General features: G+C 42.8%; 12 protein-coding genes. 8 read left to right on the top strand and 4 right to left on the bottom strand.

Annotation, left to right across the window (positions count from 1 at the left end):
- Positions 1-139: 139 nt before the first annotated feature.
- Positions 140-2845, bottom strand: a complete 2706-nt coding sequence (gene malT / locus OCU48_RS17310; protein ID WP_141346743.1) for an HTH-type transcriptional regulator MalT — start codon at positions 2843-2845, stop codon at positions 140-142.
- Positions 2846-3853: 1008 nt separating this feature from the next.
- Here malT and OCU48_RS17305 point away from each other — a divergent pair.
- The 7 genes from OCU48_RS17305 to OCU48_RS17275 all read left to right on the top strand — a co-directional run bounded on the left by OCU48_RS17305 (position 3854) and on the right by OCU48_RS17275 (position 14984).
- Positions 3854-6307 carry a glycogen/starch/alpha-glucan phosphorylase gene (locus OCU48_RS17305; protein WP_141345020.1) on the top strand — a complete coding sequence of 818 codons (2454 nt, stop codon included), beginning with the start codon at positions 3854-3856 and terminating at the stop codon, positions 6305-6307.
- A 230-nt stretch (positions 6308-6537) separates the two neighbouring features.
- Positions 6538-8724 carry a 4-alpha-glucanotransferase gene (malQ, locus tag OCU48_RS17300; protein ID WP_141345021.1) on the top strand — a complete coding sequence of 729 codons (2187 nt, stop codon included), beginning with the start codon at positions 6538-6540 and terminating at the stop codon, positions 8722-8724.
- A 1049-nt stretch (positions 8725-9773) separates the two neighbouring features.
- Positions 9774-11951, top strand: coding sequence for a 1,4-alpha-glucan branching protein GlgB (gene glgB / locus OCU48_RS17295; protein WP_141345022.1), 2178 nt, complete (start codon positions 9774-9776; stop codon positions 11949-11951).
- A 121-nt stretch (positions 11952-12072) separates the two neighbouring features.
- Positions 12073-12447 (top strand): MAPEG family protein, encoded by a 375-nt coding sequence (locus OCU48_RS17290; protein WP_141345023.1) that lies wholly within the window; start codon positions 12073-12075, stop codon positions 12445-12447.
- Between the two features lie 32 nt (positions 12448-12479).
- The gene (locus tag OCU48_RS17285) at positions 12480-12995 is read left to right on the top strand and encodes a hypothetical protein (RefSeq protein ID WP_141345024.1); all 516 of its coding nucleotides are present in this window, start codon (positions 12480-12482) and stop codon (positions 12993-12995) included.
- Positions 12996-13082: 87 nt separating this feature from the next.
- Positions 13083-13934, top strand: coding sequence for an alpha/beta hydrolase (locus OCU48_RS17280; RefSeq protein WP_141345025.1), 852 nt, complete (start codon positions 13083-13085; stop codon positions 13932-13934).
- Between the two features lie 177 nt (positions 13935-14111).
- A complete protein-coding gene (locus tag OCU48_RS17275; RefSeq protein WP_141345026.1) occupies positions 14112-14984 on the top strand; it encodes an MBL fold metallo-hydrolase in 873 nt (290 codons plus the stop codon).
- A gap of 33 nt (positions 14985-15017) precedes the next feature.
- Here the strand turns inward: OCU48_RS17275 and OCU48_RS17270 are convergent, their stop codons facing one another.
- Positions 15018-16202, bottom strand: coding sequence for an NnrS family protein (locus OCU48_RS17270; RefSeq protein ID WP_141345027.1), 1185 nt, complete (start codon positions 16200-16202; stop codon positions 15018-15020).
- 234 nt (positions 16203-16436) lie between these two features.
- Between OCU48_RS17270 and OCU48_RS17265 the strand changes: the two genes are divergently transcribed.
- On the top strand, positions 16437-16715 hold the full coding sequence (locus tag OCU48_RS17265) for a hypothetical protein (protein ID WP_244312258.1): 279 nt from the start codon (positions 16437-16439) through the stop codon (positions 16713-16715).
- A gap of 251 nt (positions 16716-16966) precedes the next feature.
- Here the strand turns inward: OCU48_RS17265 and OCU48_RS17260 are convergent, their stop codons facing one another.
- Entirely contained in the window at positions 16967-18529 is a 1563-nt protein-coding gene (locus tag OCU48_RS17260) for a hypothetical protein (protein ID WP_141345028.1), read from the bottom strand.
- A 227-nt stretch (positions 18530-18756) separates the two neighbouring features.
- A complete protein-coding gene (locus OCU48_RS17255) occupies positions 18757-19494 on the bottom strand; it encodes an SDR family oxidoreductase (protein ID WP_141345029.1) in 738 nt (245 codons plus the stop codon).

Below are 19494 nucleotides of genomic sequence, written 5' to 3'. Positions count from 1 at the left end.
AATGTAAAGATGAGTTCAATGTAGAGAGAAAGTGAAAACAACGGAAAGGTCTCTATTCAGTATTTAGACGTTAGTATAGCGGTTGCTGATTATTGTGGAAAGACAAAGATTTAATGTTAAACCTATGTCAATTCCCACATTAGTATCCCATTAATCTCAACAAATTCTCAGCAGTCTCAATCGCTTCTTTTCTATTCGCAATATTCAGCTTCTGATACAAATTACGAATGTGCGTCTTGATCGTAGTGCCTGCCACATCAAGTTCCTGAGCAATCTGTTCATTGCTAAACCCTGAGTAGATGAGATTGAGTACTTGCCATTCACGTTGGGTGAGGGGACTGGTGCGAATCAGTTCTGGGATGTTGGGGTGGTTTACTAATTGGTTAACGAACTCTTCGTCGAAGTGCACGGCGCGGCTGCGTTGTTTGTTGCCGATTTCTTTTAGAAGTTGTAGTGCTCGGTGTCGTTCTAGGTCGCCTAGGTGTCCTTTGTTGACCAGTTTCTCTAGAAGTTTATTGATTGTTGCGCCATCGACAATGAAATTACCTAGCATACCGGTTTGGTTAGTCATGCTCAGTGCGGTTTTTAGTTTTTCGCTGGCGGTGATTTCGTTGTCTAGTTTGATGTTGAGGACCGTTTCTACAACTAGGTTGCGGTTGATGTCGGTGATTAAGCCGTGGGTGTTTGCTTGCTCTTGTAAGAAGGCAACAGTATCTTGGGCTTCTTCTAACATGTCGCAGGCAATTTGTGCGCGAGCGATATTGCGTAGTTGTAGTTGATTAAAGTGGTTGGTGGCATCCGTTGGTGTTTCAGTTTGAATTAACCAGTTATGGATTGCGGTGATATCTTTCGCCGCTTGCCAGTATTGGATTTGCGAGAATGAGGCATTTGCCGACCAATCGATGTGATAATTTGATTCTGCTAATAACGCTTCAATGTTTTTGACAAAACGGCCGGCTTTATCGAGTTCTCCTCGGCCCATTGCTACACGCACTAACATTGAATAGCTGTGAAGGTGACCACTTGGCTGATTGGCCAGTACATCAATACCTTTGTAAGCAGAAAGTTCTGCGTCATCTAGACGGTTCCAGCACCATTGAATTTGAGCGCGTGTTCTCAGCAGATGCTCATGCAAAGGTACCTGTTGGAAGTGGTGTTCTTCGATAACTTTGAACGCTTGGTCTTGCAGTTCGTAGGCGGCTTGAATATAGCCTTGTGCAATCAAAATCTCGCTTTGTTGGATCAGTGCCCATAGAACATGGTGGAAAACTTGATATTGGCGAGCGAGCTTCTCTGTTTGTTGCATCATCGGTAGCGCTCGGTCAAGGCGACCTAATACATGGTTCACCTCGCCAATGACAGAAGTGCCAACGATACGACTTCTAAAATCATTGTTATCGATCTGACTTAAAGCTAGCTCTGCTAGTCGCAGCGCTTCTTCTGGCTTACCCTGATTGATTGCCACTTGAGCTCTTAGTGCTCTTACTTGGCCTTGCTCTTTCATTGATAGCGCAATGTCTCGCTTATCAAGTTCTAGTTTTGCTTCAGCGAGCAGGTCGCCAACGGTATTAAATCGATGTTGGCTTTGCGCAAGCCACGCTCTTAGTAGCGGTAGCTTTGCGGTTTTATACAGTTGATCAGTGTCCAGTTCTGCAATGGCTTTTTCTAGTGTCGTTAATTCACCACTATTAAACATCTTCCAACCATGTTCTTGCATGATGTTTGCGCACAATTCTGCGTCTTTAGCGCGTTGTGCATGCACAAGTGCTTGGATAGGACGGTCTTGTCTCAACCACGATTCAGCCGCCGCGGTTTGCAGTGTGACTTCTTGTTGTGGTAGATGAGTATAACGTTGATGAGTAAGGAACTCGCTGAATAGGTTATGGAAGCGATACCAGCCATTCTCACTTGCAGATGTGCTTAGGAACAAACCGTACTTGTTAAGGTTGTCCAGCATACTCAAGGCATCTTCACGACCAGTGACGTCAATGATCAACTGATCGCTAAAGTTGTCCAGTACTGAACACTGCATTAAAAATTCTTTGGTGTCACGGTCAACGAAATCGAAGACCTCCTCAACAAGGTAATCCCACAAATGAGTGTGATTAAATTCGCTGATGTTTTGCAGCGCTTGCTGAATAGGTTTGTTTTGTTGTAATGCTTGTACTGCGATCAACTGCATGGCTGATGGCCAGCCTTCCGCATAAGTGCGCAGATCGTTGGCAGTAGTATCGTCAATTTCTTCCTTCATGCGCATATTAAAGAAACGCGTGGTCTCTTCCTTATCAAAGGCGAGTAGATCATCGTCTATCTCAATCATAAGATCTCGAACACGAAGGTTAGCCGTGCTTAGTGGTGGATTAGAGCGGCTAGTGACAACTACAGTTAAATTATCTGGCATATGCTTGATAAAGAAGCGCATCGCCTCGTGGATTTCTTCATTATTGATGAAGTGATAATCATCTAGTACTAAATAGGTTTCGTGTACGTTGTTGGTCAACTCACCAAAGATTTCACCAAACAAGGTATATACAGACGAGTACTGCCTTTTTTCTATTAAAGCTTGCGAGTTAGTGCAGGCATTATCAGTCGCTTTGTTAAGCGCCTGAATGAAGTAGTTGATAAAGCGGTAACTGTCGTTATCACTCTCGTCTAGGTTATACCAACCTACGTGGGCTTTGTCGGACAGCCATTGTGCCGCCATTGTGGTCTTGCCATAACCTGCTGGGGAGCGAAGTAATACTAACTTATAGAAAGGGGCTTGTTGGAGTAAATCCAAAACACGAGGACGTACGATAGCGTTGTGAAGGCGTCCAGGGCGAGTCAGTTTTGATGGGATCCACATGGTTACTTACCTGTTCTTTAAATGCTAGTTCCCCGATAAAAGCACTCGGGGATGACGTTGTTCAGTTCGCCGATAAAAGCACTCGGGAATGACGTTGTTTAGTTCCCCGATAAAAGCGCTCGGGGATGACGTTTGTTCAGTTCCCCGATAAAAGCACTCGGGGATGACGTTTGTTTAGTTCCCCGATAAAAGCGTTCGGGGATGACGTTGTTCAGTTCCCCGATAAAAGCGCTTGGGAATGATGTTTGTTTAGTTCCCCGATAAAAGCGCTCGGGGATGACGTTTATTTAGTTCCCCGATAAAAGCACTCGGGGATGACGTTTGTTCAGTTCCCCGATAAAAGCGCTTGGGGATGATGTTTGTTTAGTTCCCCGATAAAAGCACTCGGGAATGACGTTTGTTTAGTTCCCCGATAAAAGCTCTCGGGGATGACGTTTGTTCAGTTCCTCGGTAAAAGCGCTTGGAAATGATATTGTTTTATTTCTCAATAGAGCATCTAGGCGAGATATTCATACTTGTCGTCATGCCCGAGTGCTCTTATCGGGCATCTCTAGAGGGAACATTCGTTCTTTTCTCTGATCCTGCTCGGAATTAGTTTGGGTGTCCTCTATTTCTGCTTTCTACGCCTTAGATTTGTGATGGAGATCGACTATCCCTAGGTTTTGAGAGGTCCGTTCGATTGGTCTTGCACAGGGTTACTGATGGAATCATTCAATGTACCGGTTTTTCGCGTGACTGATTTCACGTTTTTTGTAATACCAATAATTTGTTTGCTCACACTATTGGTGACTCTATAGGCTTGAGATTGCATGTCAGTGTGATCATTGTCTCGCCTTGTATGGGGTCAGCCCCTTATTGTGGGATCTGGCTCAACAACTGAATTCTCTCTCCCCCCCTACGCCCCAAATACTCCTCCTAATACTCCCCCTTGATGGGAGGATGAAGCATTGTCAGCGTTAACGGATGATGACTACAGATAGAAATTACTAAAACGATGAGAGTTCCTTTATGAAACCAGCTCAACAAAAAAAGTTCGACAAAACACAATTTCAAGCAAGCGTCAAAAAACACCTTACTGCGACTTACGCAACGACTGAAGAGAATGCATCTACTCGTCAATGGTATCTAGCAATGGGTCAAGCCCTAGCTGAATTCACTACCCTTGATCTACTTCAAACTGAATCAGACGAGAAAATCAAAAACGCAAAAAGCGTTAACTACCTATCTCTAGAATTCCTTATTGGCCGTTTAACGGGCAACAACTTGATCAGCATGGGTCTTTACGAGCAAGTGACTGATGCAATGGGTGAACTTGGTTTCAACCTAACTGATCTTCTAGAAGAAGAGCGTGACCCATCACTTGGTAACGGTGGTCTTGGACGTTTAGCTGCATGTTTCATGGATTCATGTGCCGCTCAAGAATTCCCAACAGTGGGCTACGGCCTGCACTATGAATATGGTCTATTCAAGCAATCATTTAAAGACGGTGCACAACAAGAAGCACCTGATGCATGGCGTGGCATTGAAGGCTACCCATGGGAGCTAGTACGCCCTGAGATCGCTCAAGAGATTGGTTTCTACGGTAATGTTGAAACTTACATGGAAAATGGCGAAGAAAAACGTCGCTGGGTTCCTGGTATGTCTGTACGTGCAATGCCTTGGGACTTGCCAATCGTAGGTTACGAGTCAAATACGGTTTACCCACTTCGCTTATGGGAATGTCAAGCAATCGCACCTTTCTCTCTAGAAAGCTTTAACAACGGCGATTACTTTGAAGCTCAGCACTCACTAATCGATGCGGGCAACATTACTAAAGTTCTATACCCGAACGACAACCACGAAAAAGGTAAGACACTGCGCCTAATGCAGCAGTACTTCCACTCTGCAGCGTCGATTCGCGATATTCTACGTCGCCACGAAGCAGCAGGTCACGCACTGGTTGATCTTCCTAAGTATGAAACAATCCAGCTAAACGACACGCACCCAACTGTCGCTATCCCAGAACTGATGCGTATTCTTGTTGATGAGAAAGGCTTTGGTTGGGATAAAGCTTGGTCTATCTCAACGAAGACGTTTGCTTACACTAACCACACATTGCTTCCTGAAGCACTAGAGACTTGGTCTGAGTCGCTTATCCAGCGTCTACTTCCTCGTCATATGGAAATCATCTACCGCATTAACCACGAATTCCTAGTAGAAGTTCGTGCTAAGTGGCCTGGCGATGTAGAGAAGCAACGTAAGCTTTCTATCATCCAAGAAGGTTTCCATCGCATGGTTCGCATGGCAAACCTATGTGTTGTAGGTTCTTACGCAGTTAACGGCGTAGCAGCACTTCACTCAGCATTGGTTAAAAAAGACCTATTCCCTGAGTTCAACGAGCTTTACCCAACGCGTCTTCATAACGTAACAAACGGTGTGACACCACGTCGTTGGTTGAAATTCTGTAACCCAGGTCTATCGGCTCTTATCACAGAGAAGATTGGTGACCAATGGCCAGCTAACTTGGATCAATTGTCTGATATCGCTAAATTTGCGGACGATAAAGCATTCCAGAAAGAATACATGGCTGTTAAGAAAGAGAACAAACAGCGTCTTGCTGAGTGGGTTAAAGAGAACATGGATATCGAACTTGATACCAATGCTATCTTTGACGTGCAAATCAAGCGTCTGCACGAGTACAAGCGTCAGCATCTAAACTTGCTACACATCTTGTCTCTGTACCATCGTCTACTGAACGATCCAGAGTTTGATATGGTGCCTCGCGTAGTGTTCTTCGCAGCAAAAGCCGCTCCTGGTTACCACCTAGCGAAAGAGATCATCTACGCAACCAACAAAATTGCAGAGAAGATCAACAACGATTCTCGCATCGGCAACAAGCTGAAAGTGGTATTCATGCCAGACTACCGTGTTAGCCTCGCAGAAATCATCATTCCTGCATCTGACGTTTCTGAGCAAATCTCTACCGCAGGTAAAGAAGCATCGGGTACCGGTAACATGAAGATGGCTCTTAACGGCGCACTCACTATCGGTACAATGGACGGCGCGAACGTTGAAATCCGCGAAGAAGTAGGCGATGAGAACATCTACATCTTTGGTCTAGACGTTGACGGTGTGAACGAGACTCGTGCTCGTGGTTACAACCCATTTGACTACTACAATGCGGACCACCTACTGAAAGCGTCTATGGATCTTCTGTTGGGTGAAGAGTTCACTCCAGGTGAACCAGGTAAGCTACGTGCAACATTTGATAGCTTACTAGACGGTGGCGACCCGTACCTATGTCTTGCTGATTTCGCATCTTACGTGAAAGCTCACGAAGATATGGGCGAGCAGTACAAAGACCAAGCTGGTTGGGCGAAGAAAGCAATTTTGAACACGGCTCTAGTGGGCAAGTTCAGTTCTGACCGTTCAATCCGTGATTACGTGAACAATATCTGGAAACTAGAACCAGTTAAGCGTTAATCAAATAGCAAGGGTGGGAAATTATTCTCACTCTTGCACTCTGTCGTCATCCTGGAATTTGCATAGCAAATATCTAGGACCTTAGTAAGTACAGGACTTATTAATGTGCTTTCTAAGATCCTGATTTTCATTAGGATGACGATACCTCTGATAGCTTGCAGCTTAAAGCTAACAGCTTTTTATAAAAATATTATTTTGTTTGAAGGCGTGTTTCGTCTTCGGAGAGAGCGATGAAAGAACAATCCGCACTAAAAAAAGTCGCTGAAATGGCTCGTATTGCCGATAGCTATGTCAGTGCTTGGGGAGACCAAGCAAGCGTTGAAGATGAAACCATTGAACGCTTACTAGCAGCACTCGGTTATGATACGAGTAGTGACGAAGCACTGCTTAAATCAGCTGAGAAAAAACACAAGAAAGACGTATTAGCGCCAGTGCTGGTGGTTCGTGATGACGAGCCAGTAGAAGTGGAACTAAACCTAGGCGTGAGCGCTCGTGAAAGCGAGTTTGCATGGCGTTTAGAAACAGAGCAAGGCGAGGTTCTTGAAGGCTACCTGCAGTCTCAAATCGTAAGAGATGAGCGTAAAGAGGGTGGCTCACTAGTCTTTGCATTGCCAGCTGAAATTAAGTGGGGTTACCACAAGCTGATCGTGACTCGTAAGCGTCGTAAAGCGCCTTATGAGATGACACTGATCGTTACGCCTAAGGCGTGCTTCAAACAAAGTGATATTGAAAACGGTAAAAAACTGTGGGGTCCAAGCGTTCAGCTTTATACCCTACGCACTCCTCATAACTGGGGTATCGGTGACTTTGGCGATCTAAAACAACTAGTGGGTGATATCGCAGCTCGTGGCGGTGATTTCGTGGGTCTAAACCCAATTCACTCGTTGTTCCCAGCAAATCCAGAAGGTGCTAGCCCTTACAGCCCATCTTCTCGCCGCTGGTTGAACATCATGTACATTGATGTGAGTTCAGTACCGGAATTTGCACTAAGTGTGGAAGCTCAGCAGAAAGTAGGTAGCACAGAATTCCAACAGCGCCTGCAAAAAGCGCGTGAAATTCAACACGTTAACTACAGCGAAGTATCTGATTTGAAGATGGCGGTATTGCCACTTCTATTTACTGAATTTAAGTCTCGTCACCTAGATAAAAACACAGAGCGTGCACAAGCATTCTTGAGCTTTGTTGAAGAAGGTGGTGAAAGTCTGCTTCATCAAGCTGCGTTCGATGCAATGCACAAAACACTGCGTGATGCCGATGAGCACATGTGGGGTTGGCCTGTATTCCCTGAGAAATACCGCCGCTTTGATAGCGCAGGTTCTCAGAAGTTTATCAAAGATCATAAAGACTTGGTTGAACTGTACATGTACCTGCAGTGGATTGCAGATACACAGATCAACGAAGCTCAAGCATTAGCAGAAGAGAAGGGGATGACCCTTGGTCTGTATCGTGACCTTGCTGTAGGTGTTGCGGATTCTGGCTCTGAAACATGGGCTGATGACGGCAACCTGATTTTAGATGCAAGTATCGGTGCTCCGCCGGATGTACTGGGTCCACTTGGTCAAAACTGGGGTTTGCCACCGCTTAACCCTGAAGTGCTGCAAGCAACAGGCTACGATGCATTTGTTAAGCTATTGCGTGCGAATATGAAACACTGTGGCGCATTGCGTATCGACCACGTATTAGGTCTTCTACGCCTTTGGTGGATTCCAAAAGGAGAGAATGCGACTAAGGGTGCGTACATGTACTACCCTGTGCAGGATATGCTTGCCATTCTTGCTCTAGAATCTCACCGTTTCCAATGTTCTGTTATTGGTGAAGACTTAGGTACTGTGCCGGACGAAATCGTTGATATTTTGCGTGATGCAGGCGTTCATTCTTACAAGATTTTCTTCTTTGAAAATCACGAAGATGGCAGCTTCATTCAGCCAACGGATTACGCAGAGCAGTCTATGTCAGCGTTATGTACTCATGACATGCCAACGCTACGCGGTTTCTGGCACTGTGATGACCTTAAACTAGGCGCAGAGCTAGGCTTGTATCCAAATGAAGAGCAACTTGCCGGTCTATTTGATGACCGCCTAGAGTGCAAGCAGGGTATTTTGAACACAATTCGTGAAAATAACCCACAGTTCTTGGCAACGGGTATTGGTGAGAACGCAGAGTGGGTTCCTATGGATCGCTACCTTGCTGAAGGTCTTCAACTTCATGTCGCAGCCGGTTCTTCTGCTCTACTTAGCGTACAGTTAGAAGATTGGTTAGAAATGGAAAAACCAGTGAACATCCCTGGTACAGTTGAAGAATACCCGAACTGGCGTCGTAAACTGTCTGTGAACCTTGAAGATATGTTTGGTCGTGAAGAAGTCAATCACATAGCAAAACGTTTAACAGAAGTTCGTGATCAAGCTTCCAAAAAATGACAATTGAGGGTTTGATGCCTAAAAACTAGGCATGGCTCAAACTTTCATTTTCGTAATTTTGTTACAGTTCACCGCGAACTGAAATGCCCGCGCTTCAGCGGGCATTTTTGTTTTTGTATCAAGCATGCGTACTAACGTGCTGTATAAGCGTTGCTTTCTCGCATGAGGCTGTTTTTATATTCTAGCTGATAGCTGATAGCTGATAGCTGATAGCTGATAGCTGATAGCTGATAGCTGATAGCTGATAGCTGATAGCTGATAGCCAGACTTTTATACACAAGTTAGGTTAAATCGGCTGTTAGGTTCTTGGTAAGCAATGAAAACTTATGCCAAACACATCGTCGTCCCCGAAGGTTTTTATCGGGGACCTTTCGATTGCATTGAGCAGAAACAGATTCCCGATAAAAACACTCGGGAATGACGCATACTGCAGAGCTTAATTTGTGACCAAGAGACAGGCTGATAGCATGGCTTTTATACACATGATAGATTAAATCGACGGTTAGGTTTTTGGTGAGCATTGAAAACTTATGCCAAACAGATCGTCGTCCCCGAAGGTTTTTATCGGGGACCTTTCGATTGCGTCAAGCAGAAACAGATTCCCGATAAAAACACTCGGGAATGACGTATACGGCAGAGCTTGATTTATGAATAAGGGATAGGCTGGTAGCCTGAGCTTTATATAAAAGTTAGATTAAATCGGCGGTTAGGCTCTTAGTAAGCATTGAAAACTTATACCAAATACATCGTCGTCCCCGTAGGTTTTTATCGGGGACCTTTCGATTGTGTTGAGTAGAAACAGATTCCCGATAAAAACACTCGAGAATGACGCATACCGCAGAGCTTGACTAGTGATCTAGAGACAAGCTGATAGTGTTGCTTTTCATCACTATTACGACTTTCAACATACCGTCAAATAAGTATGTTAATCTGAACAATTAGTTTAGTGGCAATAGACCGCTAACGTAAGAAATATGGCTAGGGTGAGGGCAGGGTGCTTTCACTGATAAAAATTATAAATAAGAATTAATTATCAAAGGAGATAGGGCGTGGAGAAGCCTCAGGACAAATTCAAAACTGCTTATCAAAAGTTGAGTCAGGCAGCACTTACTGACCCGTTTTCAGTATTAGGCCCATTTGTTAGAGAAAAAGGTCGTTACCTTACCGTTTGGATGCCGGGCGCAAGCCGTGTAGAAGTTATTCTTGGTAAGAAGCGCATCGAACTTGTGCGTGATGAAATGGATGCATTCGTTCTGACTGAAGAGCGTGATCTCACTTTTACTCATTACAAACTGGCCGTTCATTGGGGAGACGTTGAGCAAATCATTGACGACCCATACCAGTACCACTCACTGTACGAAGAGTTTGAAAACTTGCACGCTCCAAAAGAGATGTACAAGCATATGGGCTCACAATTCGTGACTCTCGAGCGCGACGGTAAGACGATCTCTGGTACTCGCTTCCTTGTTTATGCACCCCATGCGCAAGCGGTAAGCATCATTGGTAACTTCAACGACTGGGATGGTCGCCGTCATCCAATGCAGCGCCTTGATTACGGTATTTGGGGCTTGTTTATTCCTGAATTGGTCGAAGGCTCTCAATACAAATACGAGTTAAAAGGACCACATGGCGAAAGCTTGCCACACAAGCAAGACCCGTGGGGCTTCCAGCACGAGCAATATCCCTCTTTTGCTTCTGTGACTTACGATCAGAACAAATACCAATGGCAAGATAGTGCATGGCAAACTCGTCCGGTAACGGAAAAGCGCAAAGAAGCACTAGCATTCTATGAACTTCATGCAGGTTCTTGGAAGCGCAATGCAGAAGGTGAATTTTTAAATTATCGTGAACTTGCAGCAGAGCTGATCCCATACCTTGTGGATCTTGGGTACTCTCACGTAGAGCTTATGCCTATTTCTGAGCATCCATTCTACGGCTCTTGGGGTTACCAGCCAATTGGTCTGTTTGCACCGACAAGCCGTTTTGGCTCGCCTGATGACTTCAAATTCTTTGTGGATCAGTGTCACCAAGCCGGTCTTGGCGTTGTGCTTGACTGGGTTCCAGCGCACTTCCCATCAGATGATCATGGCTTGGCTAACTTTGATGGTACGCCTTTGTACCACGATCCAGACCCACGTCGTGGCTGGCACCAAGATTGGAACTCGTTCATCTATGACCTAGGTCGTGAGCATGTTCGTCGATTCATGGTATCTAATGCACTGTTCTGGTTTGAGCATTACCATATTGATGGTATTCGTGTGGATGCCGTTGCTTCAATGTTGTACTTAGATTACTCACGCAGCCATGACCAATGGATCCCGAACCAAGACGGTGGTAACGAGAACTACGATGCGATCGCGACCCTGAAGTGGATGAACGAAGAAGTGTACAAACACTTCCCGAACGCAATGACAATTGCGGAAGAATCTACGGCATTCCCTGGCGTATCTGCACCAACATTCTTGGGCGGTTTAGGCTTTGGCTTTAAGTGGAACATGGGTTGGATGCACGACAGTTTGTCTTACATTCAGCAAGATCCTATCCACCGTAAATACCACCATAACACCATCACATTCCCGTTGATGTATGCACACAGTGAAAACTACGTGCTGTCTTTATCTCACGATGAAGTGGTGTACGGTAAGGGTGCGATTCACGATAAGATGCCAGGTGATGAGTGGCAAAAAACCGCTAATCTACGTGCTTACATGGGTTACATGTATGCACAGCCGGGTAAGAAGCTTAACTTCATGGGCGCAGAGTTTGGCCAAACGGCTGAGTGGAACCACGATGATCAACTTCAATGGTTCCTATTGGATTATGAGCGTCATCAAGGCGTACTGAACCTAACTCGCGACCTGAACAAGTTGTACAAGCAAGAGTCAGCGCTTCATGATCTTGATTACGATCCACGTGGTTTTGAGTGGCGTTTGCAAGATGAAGCTGAAGCAAGCGTTCTTGCGCATGAGCGTATGGATGAAAATGGCGAGCGTGTATTGGTTGTATCTAACTTTACGCCAGTACCTCATCACGATTTCCGCTTAGGCGTACCAAACGAGTCAGAATATGAGCTGCTATTGAATACCGATGATGCTCAATACAATGGCGCGAATATTGGAATCCCAAGCACGCTATCAACAGAAAAAGTGGAGAGCCAAGGATTGGAACAATCTTTGCACATGGTTCTACCGCCGCTATCGACAGTTTTCTATAAGAAAGTTAAGTAACCTTAACGTTATATAGAATTACCAAAATTAAGCCCGGCAAATCGCCGGGCTTTCTTTTTTCGGAAGAAAGCGTTTAAATCTTCTAAGATCACACTAACTAATGTTTTGAGAATGGAGTCTTATGATCACCTCTTTGTATGCAGCTATCTTGGCCGTTTGGATCTGTTATCTGTCGGTTCAAGTGATTAAACAGCGTCGCAAGCACCGTGTATCTCACGCCGATGGACAGATTGATGATTTGACTATTGCACGCGGTGCTCACAGTAATGCCACCGAATATATTCCTATTGGACTATTGTTATTGATGCTCGCCGAGTTAAATGGCGCACCAGAGTGGTCTATTCACATCTTGGGGACATTGTTAGTGGTAGGGCGGTTATCTCACGGATTTGCTGTATTGAACCAAAAAATGAAAGGGCGGGTTTTTGGTATGCTGAGCACGTTTGGGGTTATTGGACTGCTTGCAACGCTGAATGTAGTACAGGCATTTTCTTAATGATGGGATGATTGTTCTTAAGGAGGAGAGGAATGAAATTTGATTGGCCACCGGCATGGTTGCTGGTTTTTTTAGGTCTGCTCCTTAACGTCATGGCGATAGTGATCTCTAGCCAAATATTGGATGACTTAGCACGAAAAAATGCCAGCCTCTATGAGGGGCAAAACAATAATTTACGTTCAATACAGCTGGCTTGGAACCGCGTTGAAAACCTAGAAAGAAAAAAAGAAACACTGCTGGTGGTGCTTGGCCACAATGACAGTAACTTAGCGGTAAATTCTGAACTGGCAAAGCAGATAGAGGTGTGGACAGGTAAACCTGTGCCAGAGCTTTCTATAAATAACCTACAAACCTTGTCACTGATGCTAGAGCAAGAACAAAATCAGCAACGTGATCTCATTGATAAGTATTACCTCAATAACATTTCTTTGTTAGAAATGACCTCACTAAACGATATGCAAATTAGTCGCTACAAGAATATTGCGCTGTTTTTGCAGATTTTTGGTTTAGCACTAATACTCGCGCGTGACTTACGGCAAAAAGATTAGTGGATAAAACAAGCTTCTCGTTAGTTGACTTTGCTCCTGCCGCCTATGTTAGAGTAACGGCTCTACAGTTGCGAATCACGGACGAACATGAGCGATAAGATCTACTTCAACACTTCTAAGAAATTCAATCTACGCCGATCTTTGGTGAATGTGGGTACTCGTGTGCACCATAAAATTGCACCTAAGCATGCGCGTAAAATTGCTCGACAACTGTTGCTCACTCCTGTTCGCAGTAAACCTAAGAACCCAGAGCCTAAAGGTTTAGTAAAGGGTGTGGTTAAATCTGCACATGGTGACTTAACTACTTATACATTAGGTTCAGGACCATTGTGGGTACTCAATCATGGGTGGTCAGGCACTGCCAACCAGTTTTTTCCTCTAATGGAGTTTATGGCTCAATCTGGCTTTACGGCCCTTGCTTACGATCAGCCTGCCCACGGTACTAGTGGGGGTGCTTATGGCCATATTCCCGCTTTTGTGCAGGGTTTAGAGGCAATCTTGGACAGTGTCGATGAAGTTGATGGGATCATTGCTCACAGTATGGGTACAGCCTCTACCGTCGAGTGTAAACATCAAAAGGCGGTAGATTGTCCGTTGTTGTTAATAGCGCCAGTGCTTGAATACCTAGAAAACTTGTTTGGCAGTGTTAAGCGTTCTGGTTATTCGATGAAGCTGTTTGAGGAAGTCGTCGAAGAGGTGAGCAGTGAGTATCATTACCCTATCCATACCATTGACCCTTATGGAAAACTGAAACTTCGAGCGCATGCAACGGTTATTGTGCATGATGAAGGTGATCGCTTTACCAGTTTTGATGTATCAAAGCGCGCTGCAGGTGAGATGGAAAAAGTCACCTTAGTTTCCACCAAAGGTCTTGGCCATGGTCGTATTATGAAGAGCGATCAGGTTAAACAAAACTTTGTTGAACTCGCGCGCCGCTAGTCAATCCCACACTTCCTTACAAGTGTCCTAGCTTTGCTGTGGCACTTGTTTCTATTTCCTCTGTATTGTTTATCTAGTATTCCTCGTTATTCCTAAACGTTATTAATTAGATCTTTGCGAAATAACAAGTAGGCTCCTAGTCTTTGATTAGCATTTGTTAATGTGAAGGCGAACGTAATGAATCAAGTCACTATCAAAAGCTTTTTCCACGATAGTTCAAATACTTATAGCTATCTTGTCACTGATAATGCGACAAGATCGAGTGCGATTATTGACTCTGTACTTGATTACGACGCTGCTGCAGGGGTAACTTCAACGCACTTCGCTGATGATATCCTGAAATATGCTGAACAAGAAAACTTACTAGTGCAGTGGATTTTAGAGACACATGTTCATGCCGATCATTTAAGCGCTGCCAGTTATCTAAGAGATCGTTTGGGAGCGGCAATAGCGACAGGGAAAGAAGTGACGGTAGTCCAGTTGGTGTTCAAGCAGATGTTTGGTTTAGAAGAAGAATTTTCCACAGATGGCCGTCAATTTAATCGTCTTCTGGCAGATGGTGAGATGATTCCATTGGGAGAATCGAATATTCGGGTTATGCACACACCGGGGCATACACCATCATGCGTTACTTATGTGGTCAACGAAGCGGTTGCATTTGTCGGAGACACTATCTTTATGCCCGATATGGGTACGGCGCGTTGTGACTTTCCTGGTGGCGATGCTGAGTTATTGTTCACCTCAATACAGAAGTTACTTGAACTACCTTCCGACACTGAGCTGTATATGTGTCATGACTATGGCCCAAACGGGCGAGAATGCTTATATAAGACGACAGTTGCAGAGCAGAGAAAGAGTAACATCCATGTGCATGAAGGGAGTGCTAAATCCGAGTTTGTAGCGATGCGAAATGAGCGTGATGTAACGTTGGCCATGCCGGCTTTAATTTTACCTGCCGTGCAGATTAATATTCGTGGTGGGCGCTTTCCTAAACCAGACAGTGACGGAGTCTCCTATTTAAAGACTCCGTTAAATGTGTTTAAGAGATGATTATTTAGGTCCTGGAATAATTAAGCAGAGCGTCTACCCAGGGTGTCCATCAGCCCTTGGCGTTACTAGCATTTTAGCAAACTTAAACAAGTATAAACCAAAGCTAATCATCCATAACACGGTCGCAACGTCGAGCAGTTGCATAGTGTATTCTGGATATAAGCCAACGCCAACGCTTCTGACTAAAGCAGAGAGTATCAATGCGGCAAATGCGACACCCATTCTAGGACCCTGATAAATATTTCGGCCAGTATGTCCCATGGTGACGCGAGTTATCATGGCTAAGATAAGCCCTGAAAGAGCACCGATAGCAAACAAGTGCAAAGAGGTGTGTGCAAGCCATGCATTGGTTGTTAGTCCTTTGAGCAATAGGTATGCAGGAATACAGGCATAAGAAGCGTGTAGAGCCCAGACTAAGGGTTCACTGATGGTCTTCCATGGTTTCCACCTCAATACTTTCACCAATTGAAATACTCCCGCCCAGATAAATAGCGGTGTTTCCAATTCACTTAGAGTGAGTGGGAAAAAGCTTAAGATGAAAAGCAAAACAAGCGGAAGATTTCCCGCAACTTCTACCCATAATAGTGGCTGAGGTTTATCAAAGTTAAATTTACGAGAGGTGAAGAACGGAATCACTCGTCCGCCCATAACCGATAGCAGCAGCATGAACCACCAAAGCATCGCTTGCCATACTGCACTTGAAGTAAAGGGTGCAACACCAGTAATCGTGGCGTAACTGGCAAAGTTGGCGAAGATAGCTAGAGCGAACAAAGGAACAAAGAATAGATTTCTCCAGCCTTTAGACTTAAAGACTCGAGTACCTACCTCGTAGGCAACTGCTAACAAGAATAAGCTCTCAATCACAGAAATAAGCCAGAAAGGTGCGGGTGTCCAAAATAGAATACGAGGAGCGAACCAAAGCGCCACTATGATGCCGAGTCGAGTACTTTTCGTACCGTTAACTCCAGTCCAATTTTGTACAGCAGTGAGCACAAAGCCTGCAACGATAGCCATAGCAAAACCAAACAACATTTCATGGGCATGCCACCATAGGGCAGGCGCGCTTAATGCTTCTGGCTGCCCGTTTTGAAAAGCGTATATCCACACTGGAATGGCAATAAACGCATACAGAGCGCCAAGTAAGAAAAAAGGGCGAAAGCCAAGTCGAAGCAACGGAGTAATTGCTTCTTCTTGTGCTTTATCTGTGATGTTTAGCATAGCCAAAGCCTTAAAGGTGTAATTTAAATGCAACTTTAAATTAGAGCGGGAGATATTGCAAGTATAGATACTTGTGACGTAGGGGTTTGTGAGTAGTATTTATTTTGATTATTGAGTTAAGTAGATGCCCGATAAGAGACCTCGAATATAATGAAATGGATCGACTCATTGAAACGGCGTCACAATGCGCCAAGATGAGAATGAACAAATAATCATCTGAATAAGGGTAGTCACATGGAAACCATGACGATTGGATTAGATATTGTCAAGAATGTTTTTTATGCAGTATCTCTTACATCACATGGAAAAATCACTAAGAAAAAGCAGATGAAGCGTAGCGCTGTGCTTAAGTTCTTTTCAAATATTGAACCAGTAACAGTGGTGATGGAAACGAGTGGTAGTTCTAACTATTTCGCCAGAGAATTCCAAAGCCTTGAGCTTGAAGTCAAGCTCATTGCACCGCAATGTTTAGTCACTTGCCCTAGAAAAAATAAGAATGACTACAACTATTAATAGGAAAATTAACTTATGAGCAAAGTCATAGGGCAAGGAATGTCTGCTAGAAACGATAAGGGTGAGTTATGGAAGAGATCTACTTTCAGGTTGACTTGATCAACAAGGTCTAAACAAACCTCTACAACCGTTCCCTTGTCGTCCGAAAAACATTTATGTTTCAAGTCATCTGCCGTCTCTTTTAATTAAATGACAGCAGATGACTTGAGAGTTAAGAGTGGCACAGTTCTAAATTGAATACGGGGTAATACTTAGATTAACCTGTCGTTGTTCCAAAAATGCCAAGGCGGTACAAGTAAATAATTTTTAAATACTTCGTCACTCCCATTTAGATTATAATTACTTTTCTTGCAAACATCCTGTAATTTCGTAATATTCAAATTAGGCTTAGCATAAACAAGCATAGAATACGATGAATTAAAATAAACTTGACAAACTTGGATTAATTCATTTTCTTCAACCCACTTGTATATTTCCGTTTGATAATTTTCTTTTAGCCTAATTCCAGTTGCAGGTCGCGATTTAAAAACCACAATACTAGGATTGTAAGCGTTTAAAACTCTATCATTAACTCCATATTTAGCTACCATAGTACTTCCCAAGCCAATATTGTCTAGCGCATTTATCTCTGAGTTGAATGCGGCTACTCCTGCATCACTAAATACCATGGATTTTGCGCCCGAATCTTGAATAGAATAACCTATTTGTGCATGAGAGGTTTTTAACCGAGGGTAATACTCAGACAAACTGCGTAATTCAGCAGGTTTGCATTGTATATAAAAGAAAACCATAAAAACTGATAGGCATAATAAAGAGAAACAATTAACATCAAAAAGTGCATTGCTTCTTTCTTTATTACCGACGACTTTACTATGTTTTGATTCAATTAATAAAATAAAATATAAAGGTGAGTAAATGTGAAAAAAGAAGCGACTCGCATAATCCATTTGCAATGTAGACATAGAGTAATTAATACTCATCGCAAGAAATAGAAAAAAGAAAACATAAAATAATGATGTATTTTCATTTTTAATTAGAAATAATGTGAAAAATAAAGCAGGGATGCACCAAATAAAAAAGTCGATAGCTTTTGAAGTGACAACTTCATTGTTAACACTTTTAATATAAAAAGTATTTGGCAACCAAGATCCAAAATAAAGATTATGAAGTGAAAGAATCAAAAAAAGTATTATAACAAGGACTAAAGGATAATAATTTTTAATGTTTTTACTTCTGAAAATACTTTTAATTTTAACAAAAGGATTAGCACTACCCTCTTTTTCAGTCATGTAATATATAGGCACTAGAATAGATAAAATAAAACTCTCTGGTCTAACCAGAAATAACAATGAAACCACTACAATAGATAACTTGATATTTTTATCTCTTAAGCAGTCGTATAAAACAATTAAAAGTATAGTAAAAAGGAAAGTTTCCAAACCGGAGGAAATATGGAGCATGGTTGCAGGTATTGCCATGAAAATAATAGCACCATACTTCACCCCATGCTTTCTATATAAATACACAACAAAAAACATACACATCAGAAGTGAGATAACTTTAAAAAACACAACCACATCAATATTTAAAATTGCGGGGAAAATACTCATCAATGCATATATAGGATTAGTATATGCTTGAGTAAGGTCTAAATTTGTAGGGTTATAGTTAAAGTAACCTGAATGAACTAAATTATAACCATACCTCCATGATATGAATGCATCATCTACCGTAAATCTAGAAAAAATATATGCTGATATAAATAATGAAACCCATATAGTTAAACTTAAAAAAACCTTAAAATAATTACTCACAAACCAACACTCCTATAATATAATCTTGAATTAATGTAATATTTACTTGATCACTGTAGATCAGTGGTTGCACTTTAAACAATAAGGTGATTTTATTGATTTCATCTATCAAAAGTAAGCGAAGTTCATGAAACGTACCCTACTGATGGTTATACTTAAGCGTTATGTTTAATTATAGCCCAGTGTTTTTAATGTCTGTAAATATAAAATACTTAAATTGAACAGTGTTATAATTTAATTTTGTTGAAAATAAATTGTGGAATGAACCTGATTATTTTCATAATAAAAAACCAAAAAAACGGAGTGTAAGATAAAGAACTTCTTTTTCTTATTCTGTTCGTGATTATTTTTGCAACTTTATCAGGTTTTGCCCACAATACACTTTTATCAAACTCCGCAGTCATTGGCGTATCAACAAATCCGGGTTTGATATCTAGAATATGAACGCCTGATTTACTGAGTCTCTGATCCAGACCCTGCAAGAAAGTAGAAACCATACCTTTTGCTGCGCCGTAAACGTAATTTGACTGACGACCTCTGTCGCCTGCAACGCTGGTGATAACGGTGATGTTTCCTGATTTTTGCTGTTCCATTTTTATGGCTGCGTGAGTGAGAAGTGAAATAACACTTACTCCATTAGTATTTAACTCTTCAATAGCTTTCATTGAATCAGTTTTGCAAAGCTCTTGATTAGGCAGGCTTCCGTGAGCGACAAGCAACACATCAACACGACCTAAAGCATTGAATGCTTGTTCAATAAGCGCTGGATGTGAGTTAAACTGATTCGCATCAAACGGTGCTGTATGAACTGTATTTGCACCTCTTACCGTCAAGTCTTGTTTAATGGTGTCAAGTTTTGAAGTATCTCTAGCAATGAGATATAGATTTGCTTTTTCTGTGGCGTATAGCTTGGCAACTTCTTTTGCCATTGCTGATGTTGCGCCAATAATAATAATGTTTTGCAC

Source organism: Vibrio inusitatus (assembly GCA_024346935.1).
GTDB classification, from domain to species: Bacteria; Pseudomonadota; Gammaproteobacteria; order Enterobacterales; family Vibrionaceae; genus Vibrio; species Vibrio inusitatus.
Note: the sequence above shows the minus strand (reverse complement) of the source record. Positions and strands in the feature narration are given on the sequence as shown.

Bases quoted from the DNA above. Each gene is read 5' to 3' on its own strand.
- OCU48_RS17270 (WP_141345027.1), bottom strand. From the start codon at position 16,202: ATGCTAAACATCACAGATAAAGCACAAGAAGAAGCAATTACTCCGTTG.
- OCU48_RS17285 (WP_141345024.1), top strand. From the start codon at position 12,480: ATGAAATTTGATTGGCCACCGGCATGGTTGCTGGTTTTTTTAGGTCTG.
- OCU48_RS17275 (WP_141345026.1), top strand. From the start codon at position 14,112: ATGAATCAAGTCACTATCAAAAGCTTTTTCCACGATAGTTCAAATACT.
- malT (WP_141346743.1), bottom strand. From the start codon at position 2,845: ATGTGGATCCCATCAAAACTGACTCGCCCTGGACGCCTTCACAACGCT.
- malQ (WP_141345021.1), top strand. From the start codon at position 6,538: ATGAAAGAACAATCCGCACTAAAAAAAGTCGCTGAAATGGCTCGTATT.
- OCU48_RS17265 (WP_244312258.1), top strand. From the start codon at position 16,437: ATGGAAACCATGACGATTGGATTAGATATTGTCAAGAATGTTTTTTAT.
- OCU48_RS17280 (WP_141345025.1), top strand. From the start codon at position 13,083: ATGAGCGATAAGATCTACTTCAACACTTCTAAGAAATTCAATCTACGC.
- OCU48_RS17290 (WP_141345023.1), top strand. From the start codon at position 12,073: ATGATCACCTCTTTGTATGCAGCTATCTTGGCCGTTTGGATCTGTTAT.
- OCU48_RS17305 (WP_141345020.1), top strand. From the start codon at position 3,854: ATGAAACCAGCTCAACAAAAAAAGTTCGACAAAACACAATTTCAAGCA.